Origin of the sequence: Fuerstiella sp. (genome assembly GCA_022447225.1) — a bacterium.
In the GTDB taxonomy this organism is placed as follows: Bacteria; Planctomycetota; Planctomycetia; order Planctomycetales; family Planctomycetaceae; genus S139-18.
In genome coordinates this window covers 1-14,651 of record JAKVAZ010000009.1, presented here as the reverse complement: position 1 = coordinate 14,651, position 14,651 = coordinate 1, and the positions used below count along the sequence as shown (strand labels likewise).

At 54.0% G+C, this 14,651-nt stretch carries 11 protein-coding genes and 1 tRNA gene; 7 read left to right on the top strand and 5 right to left on the bottom strand.

The window, feature by feature from the left end; all coding sequences use genetic code 11:
• Window positions 1–134 precede the first annotated feature (134 nt).
• The gene (locus MK110_10905; protein MCH2211803.1) at window positions 135–836 is read left to right on the top strand and encodes a hypothetical protein; all 702 of its coding nucleotides are present in this window, start codon (window positions 135–137) and stop codon (window positions 834–836) included.
• A gap of 121 nt (window positions 837–957) precedes the next feature.
• Here MK110_10905 and MK110_10900 read toward each other — a convergent pair whose 3' ends face one another.
• Window positions 958–2,142, bottom strand: coding sequence for a phosphoglycerate kinase (locus tag MK110_10900; GenBank protein MCH2211802.1), 1,185 nt, complete (start codon window positions 2,140–2,142; stop codon window positions 958–960).
• 233 nt (window positions 2,143–2,375) lie between these two features.
• On the opposite strand from MK110_10900, the gene MK110_10895 reads away from it, so the two are divergent.
• Window positions 2,376–3,218, top strand: a complete 843-nt coding sequence (locus MK110_10895; protein ID MCH2211801.1) for a class I SAM-dependent methyltransferase — start codon at window positions 2,376–2,378, stop codon at window positions 3,216–3,218.
• On the opposite strand, the gene MK110_10890 is transcribed toward MK110_10895, so the two are convergent.
• Window positions 3,194–3,622, bottom strand: coding sequence for a hypothetical protein (locus tag MK110_10890; GenBank protein ID MCH2211800.1), 429 nt, complete (start codon window positions 3,620–3,622; stop codon window positions 3,194–3,196). The two genes, MK110_10895 and MK110_10890, sit on opposite strands and share 25 nt — an antisense overlap.
• Window positions 3,623–4,284: 662 nt before the next feature.
• Between MK110_10890 and MK110_10885 the strand changes: the two genes are divergently transcribed.
• From MK110_10885 to MK110_10870, 4 genes are all read left to right on the top strand, one after another.
• Entirely contained in the window at window positions 4,285–4,554 is a 270-nt protein-coding gene (locus MK110_10885) for a ferrous iron transport protein A (protein ID MCH2211799.1), read from the top strand.
• On the top strand, window positions 4,547–6,718 hold the full coding sequence (locus MK110_10880; protein ID MCH2211798.1) for a ferrous iron transporter B: 2,172 nt from the start codon (window positions 4,547–4,549) through the stop codon (window positions 6,716–6,718). Before MK110_10885 ends, MK110_10880 begins: the two co-directional genes overlap by 8 nt.
• 318 nt (window positions 6,719–7,036) lie before the next feature.
• Window positions 7,037–7,696 carry a zinc-ribbon domain-containing protein gene (locus tag MK110_10875; protein ID MCH2211797.1) on the top strand — a complete coding sequence of 220 codons (660 nt, stop codon included), beginning with the start codon at window positions 7,037–7,039 and terminating at the stop codon, window positions 7,694–7,696.
• 219 nt (window positions 7,697–7,915) lie between these two features.
• Window positions 7,916–8,056, top strand: a complete 141-nt coding sequence (locus MK110_10870; GenBank protein MCH2211796.1) for a hypothetical protein — start codon at window positions 7,916–7,918, stop codon at window positions 8,054–8,056.
• 110 nt (window positions 8,057–8,166) lie between these two features.
• Here the strand turns inward: MK110_10870 and MK110_10865 are convergent, their stop codons facing one another.
• The 3 genes from MK110_10865 to MK110_10855 form a co-directional block, all read right to left on the bottom strand.
• A complete protein-coding gene (locus MK110_10865) occupies window positions 8,167–11,259 on the bottom strand; it encodes a fused MFS/spermidine synthase (protein MCH2211795.1) in 3,093 nt (1,030 codons plus the stop codon).
• Between the two features lie 677 nt (window positions 11,260–11,936).
• Window positions 11,937–12,009 (bottom strand) — tRNA-Asn (locus tag MK110_10860).
• 486 nt (window positions 12,010–12,495) lie between these two features.
• Window positions 12,496–13,521 (bottom strand): phytanoyl-CoA dioxygenase family protein, encoded by a 1,026-nt coding sequence (locus tag MK110_10855; GenBank protein ID MCH2211794.1) that lies wholly within the window; start codon window positions 13,519–13,521, stop codon window positions 12,496–12,498.
• Between the two features lie 378 nt (window positions 13,522–13,899).
• On the opposite strand from MK110_10855, the gene MK110_10850 reads away from it, so the two are divergent.
• The gene (locus MK110_10850; protein ID MCH2211793.1) at window positions 13,900–14,361 is read left to right on the top strand and encodes a YaiI/YqxD family protein; all 462 of its coding nucleotides are present in this window, start codon (window positions 13,900–13,902) and stop codon (window positions 14,359–14,361) included.
• Window positions 14,362–14,651 lie beyond the last annotated feature (290 nt).

The window sequence follows — 14,651 nt, the reverse complement described above, 5'->3', positions numbered from 1 at the left end:
GGACAGTCTGCGCAAAATAGACGGAGTGAGTCTCTGCCCCGTATGACTCGTTGACAAATGTTCTTTGCTTTTTTGTTCCGGCTCCTGGTAATCACATGGGATTCCAGTAGTCGAAAGATGGGCGAATCCAGGACGTGGACCACTTTGATCGATTCTTTTCTGACGACCGTAATGTTGTGATGGACACGAATATCTTTTGCCGACTCAACCGCAATCGACTGTTTTATGTCGCTTGTCGCGTTGCATTCCTGAGGGTGTTTGACAGCCTTTTGAACGAATTTATTTCGGCGTCTGTTTCAACGCGGCCGGTGGGATTTCTGGATAGAATTCCATTGCTTGCGGGCACGGCACCTCAGGTTCAGCTGGCGCTGTTACTGCAGACCTGGCAGACTCTGCACTCCGGCAAGCCGCGATCTTTGACTGTTCAGGAGCAGGTGATCTGCTTCGCGGCGATCGGTGAGCTGGCAGATGCCGGATCAGAGGGTGAACACCGCATGATTCGTCGGGCTGAACGCGGTCCGGACCGAGTGGATTCCGGTGATATGATGTGGCTGACTTCACGAGTGAGAATGCTTCAGATCATGCTCCCATTTTCTCCGCATCCTGCAGTTCTTCAAATCGAGACGGGTGTAGCTGCTGAGGATCTGGATCCTGTTCGGTCGGCAGGTGGCGTCGAACAGGAGACGCTGGCGGGACTCCTTGACCTGCTGGGACACTGGACCGTGAGTGAACGGTTATTTGAGAACGCCAGTGGTCTGCTGACGCCCGCGGAGTTTGAAATCCTGCGGGCATTCTTTGCTGAACATCCGGAACTGATTGAGCGAGTCACGGCGTAACCGTTGAAGTTTCGTTATTCAGCGTGACAAAACACACACGAAACAGCAGATGTCTTTGCGGTTTGTTTTGTAATCCCGTCTGCTCAGCATCTGACACTGCTTTGGAGATAGATGACGGGCGTTAGGCGTCCTCAAGTGCTTGAATGGAAGCAAAGGATCTGCCTTCCAGCATCGCAAGACTGGCTCCACCGCCAGTGCTCACGTGCGTCACCTGATCAGCCAGTCCAAACTGCTGAATGGCGGCCGCACTGTCACCACCGCCGACGATAATTGTGGCTGAACTGTCAGCAAGTGCCTGAGCTACGGCTCGGGTACCTTCATCGAAGGGAGGTACTTCAAAAACCCCCATTGGTCCGTTCCACACGACTGTGGCGGCGTCCTCGATGATGTCCGTATACAACGCTGTGGTTGCCGGACCAATGTCCAGACCTTCGAATTTATCAGGAATCTCTCCGGCGTTGGCCACAAATTTGCTGCAGCCGGACGTGCAGGAATCACCACAATGTGTGTCTGCCGGGAGTACCAGTTTGGTTCCTCCCTCTTCAATCAGTTCGGCCGCCAGTTCAATTTTATCCGACTCGACGAGGCTTTTTCCGACTTCACCCCCTTTTGCCAAAGCGAACGTGTAGGCCATGGCGCCCCCGATAAGTACTTTGTCACAGATCTTCAGCAGGTTGCGGATGACCTGAATTTTGTCGGATACTTTTTTTCCGCCCAGAATGGCAACAAACGGGCGCTGAGGATCGGCGATGGCATCGCTAAGGAACTGAATTTCTTTCCGGACCAAAAATCCGACAACTCGTGGACGGTGGTCCATTGCCAGGGGAACGCCGATCATGGAGGCATCAGTATTGTGACACGATCCAAATGCATCATTGCAGTAGATGTCACCCAGAATTGCCAGTTGTGACGAAAACTCTGGGGAATTTGCTTTCTCACCTTCGTGGAACCGAAGGTTTTCAAGAACCAGAATCTGACCTGGCAACAGTGATTTAGCACGTTCCTGTGCGTCGTAGCCGACACAATCGTCCACAAACATCACTTCCGCGGGAATCAGTTCCGCCAGTCGATCAGCCACCGGCTGCAGACTCAGGGCCGGGTTGTTTTCACCGGACCTGGGCCGTCCCAGGTGACTCATAATGATGACACTGCCGTCTCGATCCAGTACCGAACTGATTGTCGGCAGTGCCATGCGGATTCGGCGATCGTCGGTGATTTCGGAACCGTCCAGTGGAACGTTGAAATCAACGCGCATCAGGACGGTTTTGTCACACACATCAACCTGATCAATCGTCTTTTTTGCCATACTGTCTGGACCTGTTCCACTGGTTGCCGGAGGAGTGCTCTTTCACTTTGTCTACACATTAGAATTCACCGCTAGTCGTGGCCAGACCGGGCTGGTGAACCGTATTGGACGAAGCGGAATTCCAAAGAATGCGAAATTCAGCAGAATACTGACAGACGCGGATTGCAGAGACAGACATCAATGATCTGTGGTCAGTCTTTCACTTTCGTTCCCGTTCGGAAGATTCAACGACAATGTCAGTAGATTCCCCGGATTTCCGTGACCGTAATCGACGTGCCTGGAATCATTTCGCTGCTTCGGGCAGTCTGTTTGCCCGGGTTGCCACCGACGATGAAGTGGCACATCCTCTGAAAACACTGGACGGTCGAGGATGGCTGCCATCGTCGGTAAACGGCAAAGATGTGCTGTGTCTGGCCTCCGGGGGCGGCTGGCAGGCCATTCTGTACGCCGCTGCGGGGGCCAGGGTGACTGTGGTCGACATCAGCGACGAAATGCTGCAGCTTGATATTCGTGAATCCCGTCGACGAGGACTGAATGTGAGGACGCTGGCGGCTTCGATGGATGACCTGTCCGACCTCGGAGATGCCACTTTCGACATCGTTCATCAGCCGGTCAGCACGTGCTATGTGCCGGATCTGTCGGCTGTCTACAGAGAGACAGCACGGGTATTGCGGGATCAGGGGATCTACATCAGTCAGCATAAGCAACCGACCAGTCTGCAGGTCAGCCACCGCAACGATCGTCACCATTTTGTGATCGGTGTTGAGTATTACCAGGATGGCCCTGTTCCACCTCAGGTCGATGAGTCCTACCGTGAATCCGGAGCGGTCGAATATCTGCACCGCTGGGAAGAGCTCGTCGGCGGCCTTTGCCGTGCCGGATTTATCCTGGAAGATTTGACGGAACCCTGCCGCGCTGACCGGTCAGCTGACGTGACACACTACGGATACCGAGGTCGATACATTGCGCCGTACGTGCGAATGAAAGCACGGCGACGCAGTCGGTCCGGTCAGGATACAACAAATGCCGAAAACCGTTTGTGGATACCGGATCAGACCGCATCCGAAAGAGGATGAACTGCGGATGATTCGAATTCAGCAGGATCGTTTGCTAATCCGACTGATTCTGTCCGATGTTCTGCTGCCGTGTTCTCGAGAGCCGCGTTTCCACGTTCGCTGATGCGGTATCTCAGTCCGGTGTGTCGATTGCTGATCTCAAATTTGAGCATTCCCATTGCAATCAGGTCACCATGAATCTGTGTCAGTTGATCGGGATCCGCAGTGTCAATGGTTTCCAGACGCTCAACCCAGCCGTCGTGCTCATGATTGGATGTCTTCAGAGACAGGGAACGGTCTGCGTATGACTTCAGGACCAGCAGATTTTGCTCGCTGAGACGGTCGAAGAGAAAGTCGTTTTGAGGCATGCCCCGTTTATCGACCGTCTTAACCGGAGGTTCCAGTAACACCTCGGAACTCGACACGATCGTTATGTGCGGTAAAGTTTAACACCGGCCAGCCTCCGGAAGAGTACCTCAACGGTTAAGGCGGAGCAGAAATTTTGCCGCTGCACCCGTTGGCCGGTGACAGGTGTTGCAGAAAATAATACGAAGCCTGGAACCATCGAAATGACGGATTCCGAGGCGCTGGGCCAATGTGATTCAGTGCTTCAATGCAAATAGTCGACTGCAGATTGCCTCAGCAAATACGATGACTGTTGGTAATGCCGGATTCGCGGACAGCTGCACGCCGTCAGCGAATCCGGCTCGTCGGTTTGAAATATCCAGGCGAAGTTCGGCGAATCGTCAGAAGTCACATGGCTTTCGGAAATGTCCGGGACGTTTTGCGCTGAAGAATTTCAGCATGCTGTTCCGGAATGCAGGTTGCTGTAAACTGAACTCCCGTTTTTATGACTGCGAAGAGGTGTTTCACACGGAATGTTACACACCCGGTGTCGGTCCATGTCGATACCGTCAATCACATGGACATCACTATTTGGTCACAGGCCGGCACACTCGTTTGAAGCACTGGCACGCCGAATGCCATCCATTGCATTCCGGCTGACTGAGTGCGACAATCAGCCAGACTTTTTGTTGATAACCAGGGCTTCTTCTGCATCGCCTCAGGGGCTGTTTGGAGCATGTTTATGCCGACGTCTCGCCTTTCGGATTTACTTATTCCAGGTAAGGTTCGGTGTGTAAATGTTGAGTGTACGGGCGATGCAATGGTTCGACTCAAACGCATGGGAATATGTGACCAAAGCATAATCGAAGTCATTCAGCCCGGTGATCCAATGGTGCTGCGTGTGGTTGGAACCCGCCTGGGAGTTTCCCGACGGCTCGCTGAGTCTGTTGTTGTGGATCGGGTTTCCACAGTTGTTTCGTCAACACAGTTTGATGCCGACGAGAATGAGTGATCTCAATCATCAGCAGGCACCGACGCAGTTGCTGTCGCGACCGTCTCATCAGGCCCGGATTGCCCTCGTCGGTAACCCGAATACAGGTAAGACGACACTGTTTAACCGGTTAACCGGACTTCGTGCAAAAACGGCTAATTATCCCGGGATCACAGTTGATCTTCGAAGAGGATCAATGTCGCTCGATTGCGGTCGGGTCGAGATGGTCGATCTTCCCGGCACTTACAGCCTGGATTCGACAAGTCCGGAAGAGAAAGTGGTGCAGTCCGTTCTGACAGGACAGCATCCCGCAGAGCCGGTTCCCGACATCGTGGTGCTTGTCATCGATGCCACGAATCTGGAACGCAATCTTTTCCTGGCGAGTGAAGTTCTGGATCTGAAACTTCCCGCGGTTGTTGTGCTTAACCTGATTGATGCTGCAGACGCAGCGGAGATCAGGATTCAGCTGAGTCAGCTTTCGCAGCAGTTGGGCTGTCCGGTGGTGCCTGTCAGTTCAAAACGCGGCACCGGGATTGACGAGCTGAAAGAAAAGCTTGACGGTCTGGTCACCGGCAGGATTCCCGTCCTGACGGAGGAGCATTCGTCATGTACGGCCGGATGCACCGGGTGTACTTTTTCTGCCCGATATGACTGGGCGGCGAGGGTGTCCGAATCCACGGTTGCCCTGCCTGCGGGGCTGGGCGAACGGACATCGAAAATCGATCGTGTGTTGACGAACCCTGTGATGGGAACCTTGGTCTTCCTTGGCATCATGCTCGGTGTGTTCTATCTGATATTCTCGCTGGCCTCCGTGCCGATGGACCTGATTGACGGAGTCTTTTCCACTGTCGGCGGATTTGTGGATCAGGTGATATCTGCTAACCGTGTTCCTGTTTTCCTGTGGCCTGGTGTCGCAGGATTGGTTTCGATGCTGATCTTCCTCGGCAGTTACCGTGCTGCACGAATTCGATGGACAAAAATCAGTACGGTAGCGGCCGTAGCGGTTTCTGGTCTGGTGGCGTGTCTGCCGGAAGACGACTTTCGCAGTCTGATGATTGATGGAGTGGTCGCAGGTGTCGGTGGTGTCGTGATCTTTCTTCCCCAGATCTGCATTTTGTTTTTTTTCATTTCTGTACTGGAAGACACTGGCTATATGGCCCGTGCGGCTTTCGTGATGGAACGACTGATGAAATGTGTCGGGCTTCCTGGAAAGGCCTTTGTGCCGATGTTGTCGGCTCATGCCTGTGCGATTCCGGGAATCATGGCGGCGCGAACCATTGAAAACTGGCGAGATCGACTGGTAACAATTCTGGTGCTGCCTTTGCTGACCTGTTCGGCACGCCTGCCGGTGTATGCCATGATCACTGCACTGCTGTTTGGTGACTCGCCGGGTATGGCGGCTGGTGTGTTCGTCGGTGCCTATGTCCTGGGAATCGCTGCGGCGCTGATGTCTGCGTGGTGTCTCAGGAAAACCATTCTTAAAGGGGAAGCTGTTCCGCTGGTGATTGAATTGCCACCCTATCGGCTGCCCGGCATTCGCAACACGGTGACGGCGGTTGCCGAACGAGCGATGCTGTTTGTCAGACAGGCCGGTACGGTCATTCTGCTGATCTCGGTGGTTCTCTGGGCGTTGGCGACCTATCCCAAATTGCCCGAAGACGCATTGTCTGCTGAGGCAACTGAACGAATCAATGCACTGCGGGCAGTCGCTGACCCCACCTTGTCGACTGACGAAATCGATCGTGTGATGGCTCAGGAATCACTGGCCTGGTCAGTTGCCGGTCGCGCCGGGAAACTGGTTGAACCGATTTTTGCTCCGTTGGGATTCGACTGGAAAATCAACGTTGGTGTGATTACTTCCTTTGCTGCTCGTGAAGTGGTTGTTTCGACACTGGCAATCGTCTACGGAATCGGAGAAGACGCGGCAGAGGACGAAACCAGTTTGGTGGACATCCTGCGTCGACAAACCAGGGCTGACGGCCGTCCTGTGTTTAGCATGGCAGCGGGGCTCAGCCTGCTTGTGTTCTTTGTGCTGGCGATGCAGTGTCTGCCCACTCAGGCCGTCACGCGAAGAGAAACGGGTTCATGGAAGTGGGCAGCATTGCAGCTGGTCTATATGACACTTCTGGCCTGGGTCGCTGCTTTTGCCACGTATCAGGCCGGATGTGCGGCCGGACTGGGCTAAACTGTTTAAGTCGGCGATCTCCGGATGTAGAGTTTTTGAATTGCAGAGTATCGGGGCAACGGATGGTCCGGATGGTGATTTCGCGATGATCACCGAGTCGACGAGTGTTTCACCCCGGTCAGCTGGACCGTGTTGGAGCAACAGGTTCGCGAACCACCACGGGTGAATTGCCGGGGACATGACATGCATTGGCTGTGGGGCTAAACTAAGTTGGTTTTCTTTGTGCCCTGTTTACGTGTTGAGGTCACTTAAACGGCATGAAGTTGGACCAGCTGCATTGGGAACTCATTGTTCCGTTTCTTTCAGAAAGAGTGATTGATGAGTTATCGAATTCAGTGTTCACTCTGTGGCAAAAAATACAAACTGCCTGAGAAATATGCAGGTCGAAAGCTGAAGTGCAAAGAATGCGGCGACCTCCTGCCGATTCCGCAACAACAAACATCCGATACCGATGCGTTTATAAGCGCTCTGGATGCAGCTGTGGATGAAGAGTCCGATTATCAGCCGATGGATGTTCGCGGTCTGCCACCGCGGGCGGTCGGATCCAGGCAGAAAAGGAAACAGGCGACGTCCGAACGAAAACCAAGGCTTACGGCACAAAAAGTGTACCTTGTTCAGGGGCTGGTTGCCGGCGGCGTGCTGGGTTTCGCGTGGTCTCTGGTCTGGTCAATTTTTCATTTCGATCAGACCGGGTGGACGCTCTTGTTTATCAATACGGTGGTGGGAACAGTCTGCACATCGTTTTTTGGCGGTGCAGTGATGTCGGCCGCCGGAAAATTTGACTCGATATTTGCCGGATGCATCGCCGGCGCCATTGTGATGGTCCCAATCAATGGTGGCGAGGCGTTTGTTAACGGGCTGCTTGGGAATGAAATGTGGCCACTATATATTTACTTTATACTCGGAATTCCAAAAGGAGTGATTTGTTCATTCTGGATTTTCAGGATGGCTAAAGACGTCGAAGTCGAAGAAGAATGACCACTCGTTCTAACGGCCGGTCGGATTCCGGAGGAGTCCGACACTTCTGTTCTATGTGGTGAGGAAATCGCGAACGTAAAGGTCAGGGCTGTTTGGTATCACTCCAAAGAAGCGCGGAACCGGGCCGGCACGAATACACACGGGAGGAGGGCGCCGTCGTTTTGCTGACCGGCAGCGGCAGGTTCAACAATTCACAGCGTTGCAGCTGATTGCCCGGTGATGTCTCAGAGGTTCGGTCAAAAGGGTGTCGGGCATTTAGACGAAGAAACCGCAGCGGCGCCTCTTGTGACCATGCACGATGACGGCAAACCGTCTGGCGGACGGCGAATTCAAAACGTTCGTGAATTTGCAATACGCTGAAAATCATTGCCCACTGATGTTTGATCGTCCGTTTTCCTGGTTGACACCCGGTGCCAAAAGGCTTCCACGGCAGGCAGATCTCTCATCGTCTAACGTCACGTGTGGTTACCCTATCGGGATTCGCCAAGAAGTTTCTGCAAAGCTGACTTTGAGATGCGATCGTCGGGGGCCAGGCGGATGGCCTCACGGAATTCTCCGATGGCTTTGTCACGCTGTCCCGTCATGTTGTAGACACTTGCCAGAGCTCGACGCAGGCCAGCGTTATCGGGCTGCAGACGCACGGCCTCCAGAAGATGGACCATGGCCTGCTCTGTGTTCCCGGTCCTTTGCAGGAGCATTCCCAGATTCAGGCGAGTGAACGCATTTTCGGGATCAGTCTCAACGGCTTTCTCACCCGCGGCAACAGCGTTTGGCCAGTCCTGTCGAAACTGCAGTGCCTGAGAACTGATCCGCCAGGCGCTGGAGAAATCGGGTGCTGTCACAAGAACCGCATTCATATCTTCGATGATCTTACCCGTGAAGAATCTGTCGTTCTTCCCGCGATTCAGGTCACTCTGAACGCGGGCAAGCACTCGGTTCTTCTGGTCGAGCAGAGCGGGATGATCGGGCATAAGCTGCAATCCTGCTGCGATGTGCTGCAGCGGTGTAACCGTGTCCTGTCGTTGCTGAGCCTCAATGATGTGCGTGGATACCTCATACACGATCTTGTGTTGTGCAGTCCACTGCTCGCGTTGCGCATCGGAGAAGCCGGTCCAGTCGATGTGCTTCAGAAGGGAATCTCGCCGAACGCTTCCGATGAACTCGTGAAAAAAAGAACTCTTCATGAGGTCATCCTCATCGAGGTTGAACTCTACGTACGGTGTGTAGTCACTGTTAGTCTCGTACTCCTCTCCGACATATCGCCTGAGGTCGGTTTCATCCCCGACATAGCAGCTCAGGACGTCGTGACTGTTCCGATAACGGAGAATGTTGAGTCTGTTGCTGACGTTTTCCCGGGCGAGTTCGTTGTCGATGTGCTGAGGCGAATACGTTTGCGGTTCACGTGATCCGACGAGATAGAAGAATACGTGTGGCTTCGTGACCGGGAACCAGATACTGGCGTGGGGAAAGACGTCCATGAATGTACCGAGGATGCTGTCGAATCCCGATCGGGAGACACTGGTCAGGTGCATCTTGGTCATGAACAGACCATTGGGATTAAGATGTTCTCTTGCGTTGATGAAGTGCTCCCTGGCGAACATCGGAGCGCTGCCGGTCTGACTCGGAACGTTCGCGCCGTTCATGATGAGGTCGTAGTGCTGGTCGGTCAGATGCAGGTAATTCTTTCCGTCCATGTACATCATGTTGACCTCGCTGTTGAGATCATCGCCGAGGTTGATGTCCCCGAAGTGCCGCAGCGCGAGCTCGACCAGTTCCGGTGAAATCTCCACACAGTCGAGACGCTCAAGGTTGTGCGTGGAAAGACAGGCCGAGGTCTCGCCGGATCCAAAACCGACGGTCAACACTTCCCTGCTGTTTTTGTTGAGGAAGGTGCCGAGGTGTCCCAGAGTCTGCTGACCGCTGCGGATGTCTTCATCGTTACCCGCGACAACCAGTCCGGAAGACGCCAGCAGCTTGATTGCTGCATTATTCACGGGGACCTGGTGAACCGATACGGTCGTGGTCACGCCTTCCTTGGTATCCAGAAGTTCGGTGTTCGGTATCCGGACCACCTGCTCGGTGACCGTTTCTGAAGGCAGGACGATACCGAGCACGGTCAGGAACAGAAGCACGACGACGACACCGAGCTGCATCGTCCCGGTACGCCGGGTCGAGAATGTGAGCACCATCGCTCCACCGATCCAGATGGCGCCAAGTCCAAGTACGCTCATGGACATCTGGGCCCCGACCAGCGGCAGCAGAACGAACCCGCTGGAAATGCCTCCGAGTACGGCGCCGATTGTATTGATCCCGTAAACAGTTCCGGTCGTCTCTCCGACTTCGTGTTTGAGGTTACTCCACGCCTGAAGAGCCAGCGGAAATCCAATTCCCATCATGATCGCAGGAATAAGGTACAGGAACGTACTGTGGATCAGTGGGGCAAAGGATTTTGTGAACGCGGGCCGACTGGCGAGTTGTCCAAATACAGCCAGGACCTGATCCGCTGCCGACGAGTGCCACTGTCCAAGCCAGCGGAAGTAGAACAGTCCGAGGATGCCGAGTAGCCCCAGACTCACACCGAACGCCACGGCAGGGCGTTCAAGACGTCGTGACAGTCGACTGCCGATCCAGGCGCCAATGAAATTGCCCAGAAGATACACGGTCAGGACTGAAGAGAAGACGTAGGTGAATGCGCCGTGCCTGAAGACGATACTGCGCATCCAGATGATTTCGTATCCGATACTGATCAACCCGCTGCCAAAGAAGCCGAGCATCAGCAGGAGGCGATGATTGCCTGGGATTTGCTGTTCATTGCTGTGATCGGGAACGGTCGTCGCGGGTTCTACCGCGGGAGCCTGATTCCGGGACAGGACGTAGCCGCCCAGAGCGACCAGAAGGTTGAGTGCCGCTGCGATGTACAGTGTGGGCATCACACCCACACTTCGGATGAGAACTGTCCCCGCCAGAAAGCAGCCGGTGGCGGCTCCAAGTGTATTTAGCGCGTACAGACGTCCTACGTACCGGCCGATGCCGCCACCAACCTGCGTGACGTAGCGTCCGAGCAGAGGCAGGGTGCTGCCCATGACCATGGCAGGGACCAGCAGGATTGCCGCGGACGTGATGATCTGCAGAAACAGTAAACCGGTGGTCGAGGGCCGATAAACGGCGTAGAACCAGCGGTAGACACTATCAGCGAGTTGTAACATCCACGGAAGTGCCAGCGCCGAAAACGTAGCACCGACTTCCAGCACCGCATACAGACGCATTGGGTGACGGACACGGTCGGCGAATCTGGACATCACCAGAGCCCCCGCGGCGAGCCCTCCCATGAACATGGAAACCACGATGGTCGAAGCGTAAACGGTGTTGCCGAGGATCAGTTTGAGCAGCCGGACCCAGACAACTTCGTCAATCAGTGAGCACAGGCCGGAACACAGGTAGATAAGCATGACCCAGTTAAGCCGTGCCTGATCCACTGCTGTGCCGCTTCCCGCCAGCGGGGCGGCAGGGCTCTGCGGTCTTTCGTCGACCTGGTGGACTGCGGGTTTCGATTTATTGCTCATCCCGAGTTTCCTCGCAGTCTCGCCTGCTTACGAAGGTTTCGACGGCCTCCGGGTCGGGACTGTAACTAATAGCAATTTTACTGACAGGAATTTTGATTCCACCCAGGGTAACAGGAAGAACTACTAAATTCGAGGGGCGTGTGTGCAAACCGCGGGAGGTGCGGTTGTCTTTGTCCGGCGGGGCTTCAGGTGTTTCTGTGTTGACTTAGTTTCGCGTATCGTGCGCATTGCTTGAACACCAGGCATTGTGACAAATCAAGTGCGAGTCCTGCGGCGGAACGTATCGGACAAACGTCAACATGAAATTGGGGGACGAAAGGATTTCGAAACCATAGATTCGTCAGCACATTCGTGTTGATAGTCCCTCAAACCACTGCATCTCCATTGCCCCGCAAACCTCGTTGATCTGCCGTATGTGGCATACACAATGTGGGACATATGCGTGTATTGAGAACGGGTTCCCGGCCGAACCTGTCCATTTTCAGTGGCGGCCCGCATTTCAGGGGACAATCACCCTGTCGACTGCTTGCCTGTTTCTCATATTGATTGGGGCCCGGCTTTGATGATTTTGACAGATCCGTGATATTGGCGATGCGCACAGAAAAACGCCGGCACTTTTGCGCTCGGCGTCTTCGTGTCAACTGGCAGACAGTCAAAGTTGGCTGCCGATTATAAGGCTCCCCCACTTGGACTCGAACCAAGGACCTAGCGGTTAACAGCCGCTCGCTCTACCAACTGAGCTACAGGGGAATGGAGCTTCACGACTGCACACAGGGCCAAATCATGAAGAGGCGGAAGGTATCGTGGAGACAGTCCGGTTTCAAGGTCAAATGCTGTCAGATGTGGAACGCAGGGTTTGCTCACCTCAACGGACAGTCAAAATCGGCCATCACAGCAGCTGTGTGTTGATCTCAGCGCCCGGTATTATGAAATACAGTCAAACCTGCTACGAACACCGCTGTCGGAGATCAGGCCAAAACCTGTCATGATTTCTGTGTGAAAACCGTTCATCCCGTCTTACGGAACGGCCTCCGCAATGCTTCGGGCGTCACAGGTGCGATTCCAGTCACACAGCAGCCGGTTTGACGGGCCAGATCCGGTATTTCCCGGTCGGTATCTGCCGACAGATCTGGTTGCTTGAGGGACGGACACGCTGCGGTCGGCTACAGGCAATCAGGGGAAGGGGGGCTGTGACTGCTGACACCCGTGAAGCGAGATCATGTTTCTGCGATGACTTCAGGAATCGGACAGAATTGCGAGTGCCGTTTTCCCCCGGTCAGTGTGTGGTTCCCGAGCGGCAATTCGCCGCAGGTGCAATCGGGCGTGTTCATCCCCCGCACGCGATTGTGCCACCGCTTCATCGAATGCTATGTCCACATATTTGGTAATTTTCGGCAGGACAGGATTGTCGAACTGCTTCCAGTAGTACTGAAGGTCGGTCTTTGTCCAGTGGCGATAAATATCCTCCCACGTCAGCGGACTCATTGCCGACAGATGTGGATCCAGCATGTGGTCAGCGATCGGATCTTTTACCCGCTGATAGCGATTGTCCAGTGAGATTCGCAGGCGATCGTTCGTCAGATTGGGCAATGCTTTGTGAATTGTGAGTGCCGGAAACATTAGCGTGTCACCTGTTTCATAGTCCGTGGTGTGCCATTCCGTGCCCAGGTCCGGATACTGCAACGGATCGACATTCAGACTTCCGGCTCCCAGTGAAAAATGGTGGTCCAGAATACGATTCACCAGGTGTGATCCCCGCAGGACGGCCAGCCCTCCCAGTTCCCGGGGACAGTCGCCCACCGGACTCCAGCAGGTGAGATTATCGAAGGAGCCCTGAAAATGAACAAAATCCTGATGAGTTGGAGTGGTGTGTTCTGAAAATTGCGGGAACCACATTCTGGCAACTTTTTGAGGCAGCGGCATGATGCTGCATTCCCGTACACGCTCCAACACGTCCAGGATCTGACGGTTGTGTGCGATCTCGTGGAATAACTGCAGTTTGTATACCTGATGGTAGACGGCCGTGTATTCAGGATCTCCTTCGGTCGTACGCGCAGCCGGTTCAGCAATTCCTTGCATCAGATCTGTACCGGACATTAACCAACCACCCTGCTGAATCACCGACAACATCTGTCTTCTCAACTCCAGAAGTGCGTCTGCAGGCAGAAGTTTTCTGAAAAACAGATAACCATCATCCTCCAGCCGGCGCTGTAGTTCCGAGGTGTCAGAAATCACATCATTCGATACACGAAGCTCACTCATTGCAGGATGACTGTCGAAAATTGTGTATGAAGAAAGATTGACGGCGGCAGCCTGTCCAAACTTAATTTACCGAAACCAGCAATTCCTACTGATCGTGCAACGGACGAATGTACGTCTTCCGCTGACCGGGGCAGAATCATATGTGGTTCACTCAGAATGTGGTTACAGATAAACAGACATGACAGATGGTAAACGCGATATCAGGCACAACAGACCGTTCTGAAACTTTTGGAAGCAGTGGTTGTAAAGCCTGAGGGAAACAGTGTACTGCATGTCTTTCGTCACGGAGGAAGGTCGTCCAACACTGAATATTGCGGGTGTACAGTTGATGGGGAATTCATGCAGGTCAGATACCAGACTGCAGGATCGGAACAACGAATGAAAATCTGGGTTGATGCGGACGCCTGTCCTGGCGTCATCAAAGATGTTTTGTTTCGAGCAGCCGGACGCTGGGAAATTCCGGTGACCCTTGTCGCCAACATGTCCCTGTCTACGCCACCGTCGCCGTTTATTGACAGCGTAGTGGTCGGAGCCGGTTCCGACGTTGCTGACCGGAAAATTGCTGAGAGCACGCGGCCGGGGGACATTGTGGTAACTGCCGACATTCCACTGGCGGCGCTGGTGGTGGACGCAGGAGGAATTGCCATTGATCCCCGCGGGGAACTTTATACGGAGCAAAACATCGGAGCCCGTCTGCAGGCCCGTAATCTGATGGAACAGCTGCGAAGTTCGGGCATGGAAACGGGTGGTCCACCTCCATTCAGTGATCGCAATAAACAGGAATTCGCCAATCAGCTGGACAGACTGCTTGTGAAACGAAAGCGACAACAATCACGGTGATTTGCCCAAATAAATTCGATTTCACTCAGGAATGCTTTATCGCTTTTCTCTCGTAATATCTAGGACAGTGGCGATTCTCGGACAGCCTCCTGGTGCGCCGATGGTAAAGACCTCGACGATCTAAGGTGTAAAGCCCAACTTGTCGGCCTCGGCGAAATCAGCGGCCGCTTTGAGGTTGTTGCTTTGCCCTACATATGCACGTCCACGATTGTAGTACAGCTCGCCCCTGTCAGGTTCGAGCTGTATCACTTGAGTGTAGTCAATAATTGCCGCGGTGTACTTGCCTTGAA

What these genes read in the sequence shown, in the direction of transcription:
- MK110_10900 (MCH2211802.1), bottom strand. Translation starts at nt 2,142, where the DNA reads ATGGCAAAAAAGACGATTGATCAGGTTGATGTGTGTGACAAAACCGTC.
- MK110_10895 (MCH2211801.1), top strand. Translation starts at nt 2,376, where the DNA reads ATGTCAGTAGATTCCCCGGATTTCCGTGACCGTAATCGACGTGCCTGG.
- MK110_10885 (MCH2211799.1), top strand. Translation starts at nt 4,285, where the DNA reads ATGCCGACGTCTCGCCTTTCGGATTTACTTATTCCAGGTAAGGTTCGG.
- MK110_10880 (MCH2211798.1), top strand. Translation starts at nt 4,547, where the DNA reads ATGAGTGATCTCAATCATCAGCAGGCACCGACGCAGTTGCTGTCGCGA.
- MK110_10875 (MCH2211797.1), top strand. Translation starts at nt 7,037, where the DNA reads ATGAGTTATCGAATTCAGTGTTCACTCTGTGGCAAAAAATACAAACTG.
- MK110_10870 (MCH2211796.1), top strand. Translation starts at nt 7,916, where the DNA reads ATGTCTCAGAGGTTCGGTCAAAAGGGTGTCGGGCATTTAGACGAAGAA.
- MK110_10865 (MCH2211795.1), bottom strand. Translation starts at nt 11,259, where the DNA reads ATGAGCAATAAATCGAAACCCGCAGTCCACCAGGTCGACGAAAGACCG.
- MK110_10855 (MCH2211794.1), bottom strand. Translation starts at nt 13,521, where the DNA reads ATGAGTGAGCTTCGTGTATCGAATGATGTGATTTCTGACACCTCGGAA.
- MK110_10850 (MCH2211793.1), top strand. Translation starts at nt 13,900, where the DNA reads ATGAAAATCTGGGTTGATGCGGACGCCTGTCCTGGCGTCATCAAAGAT.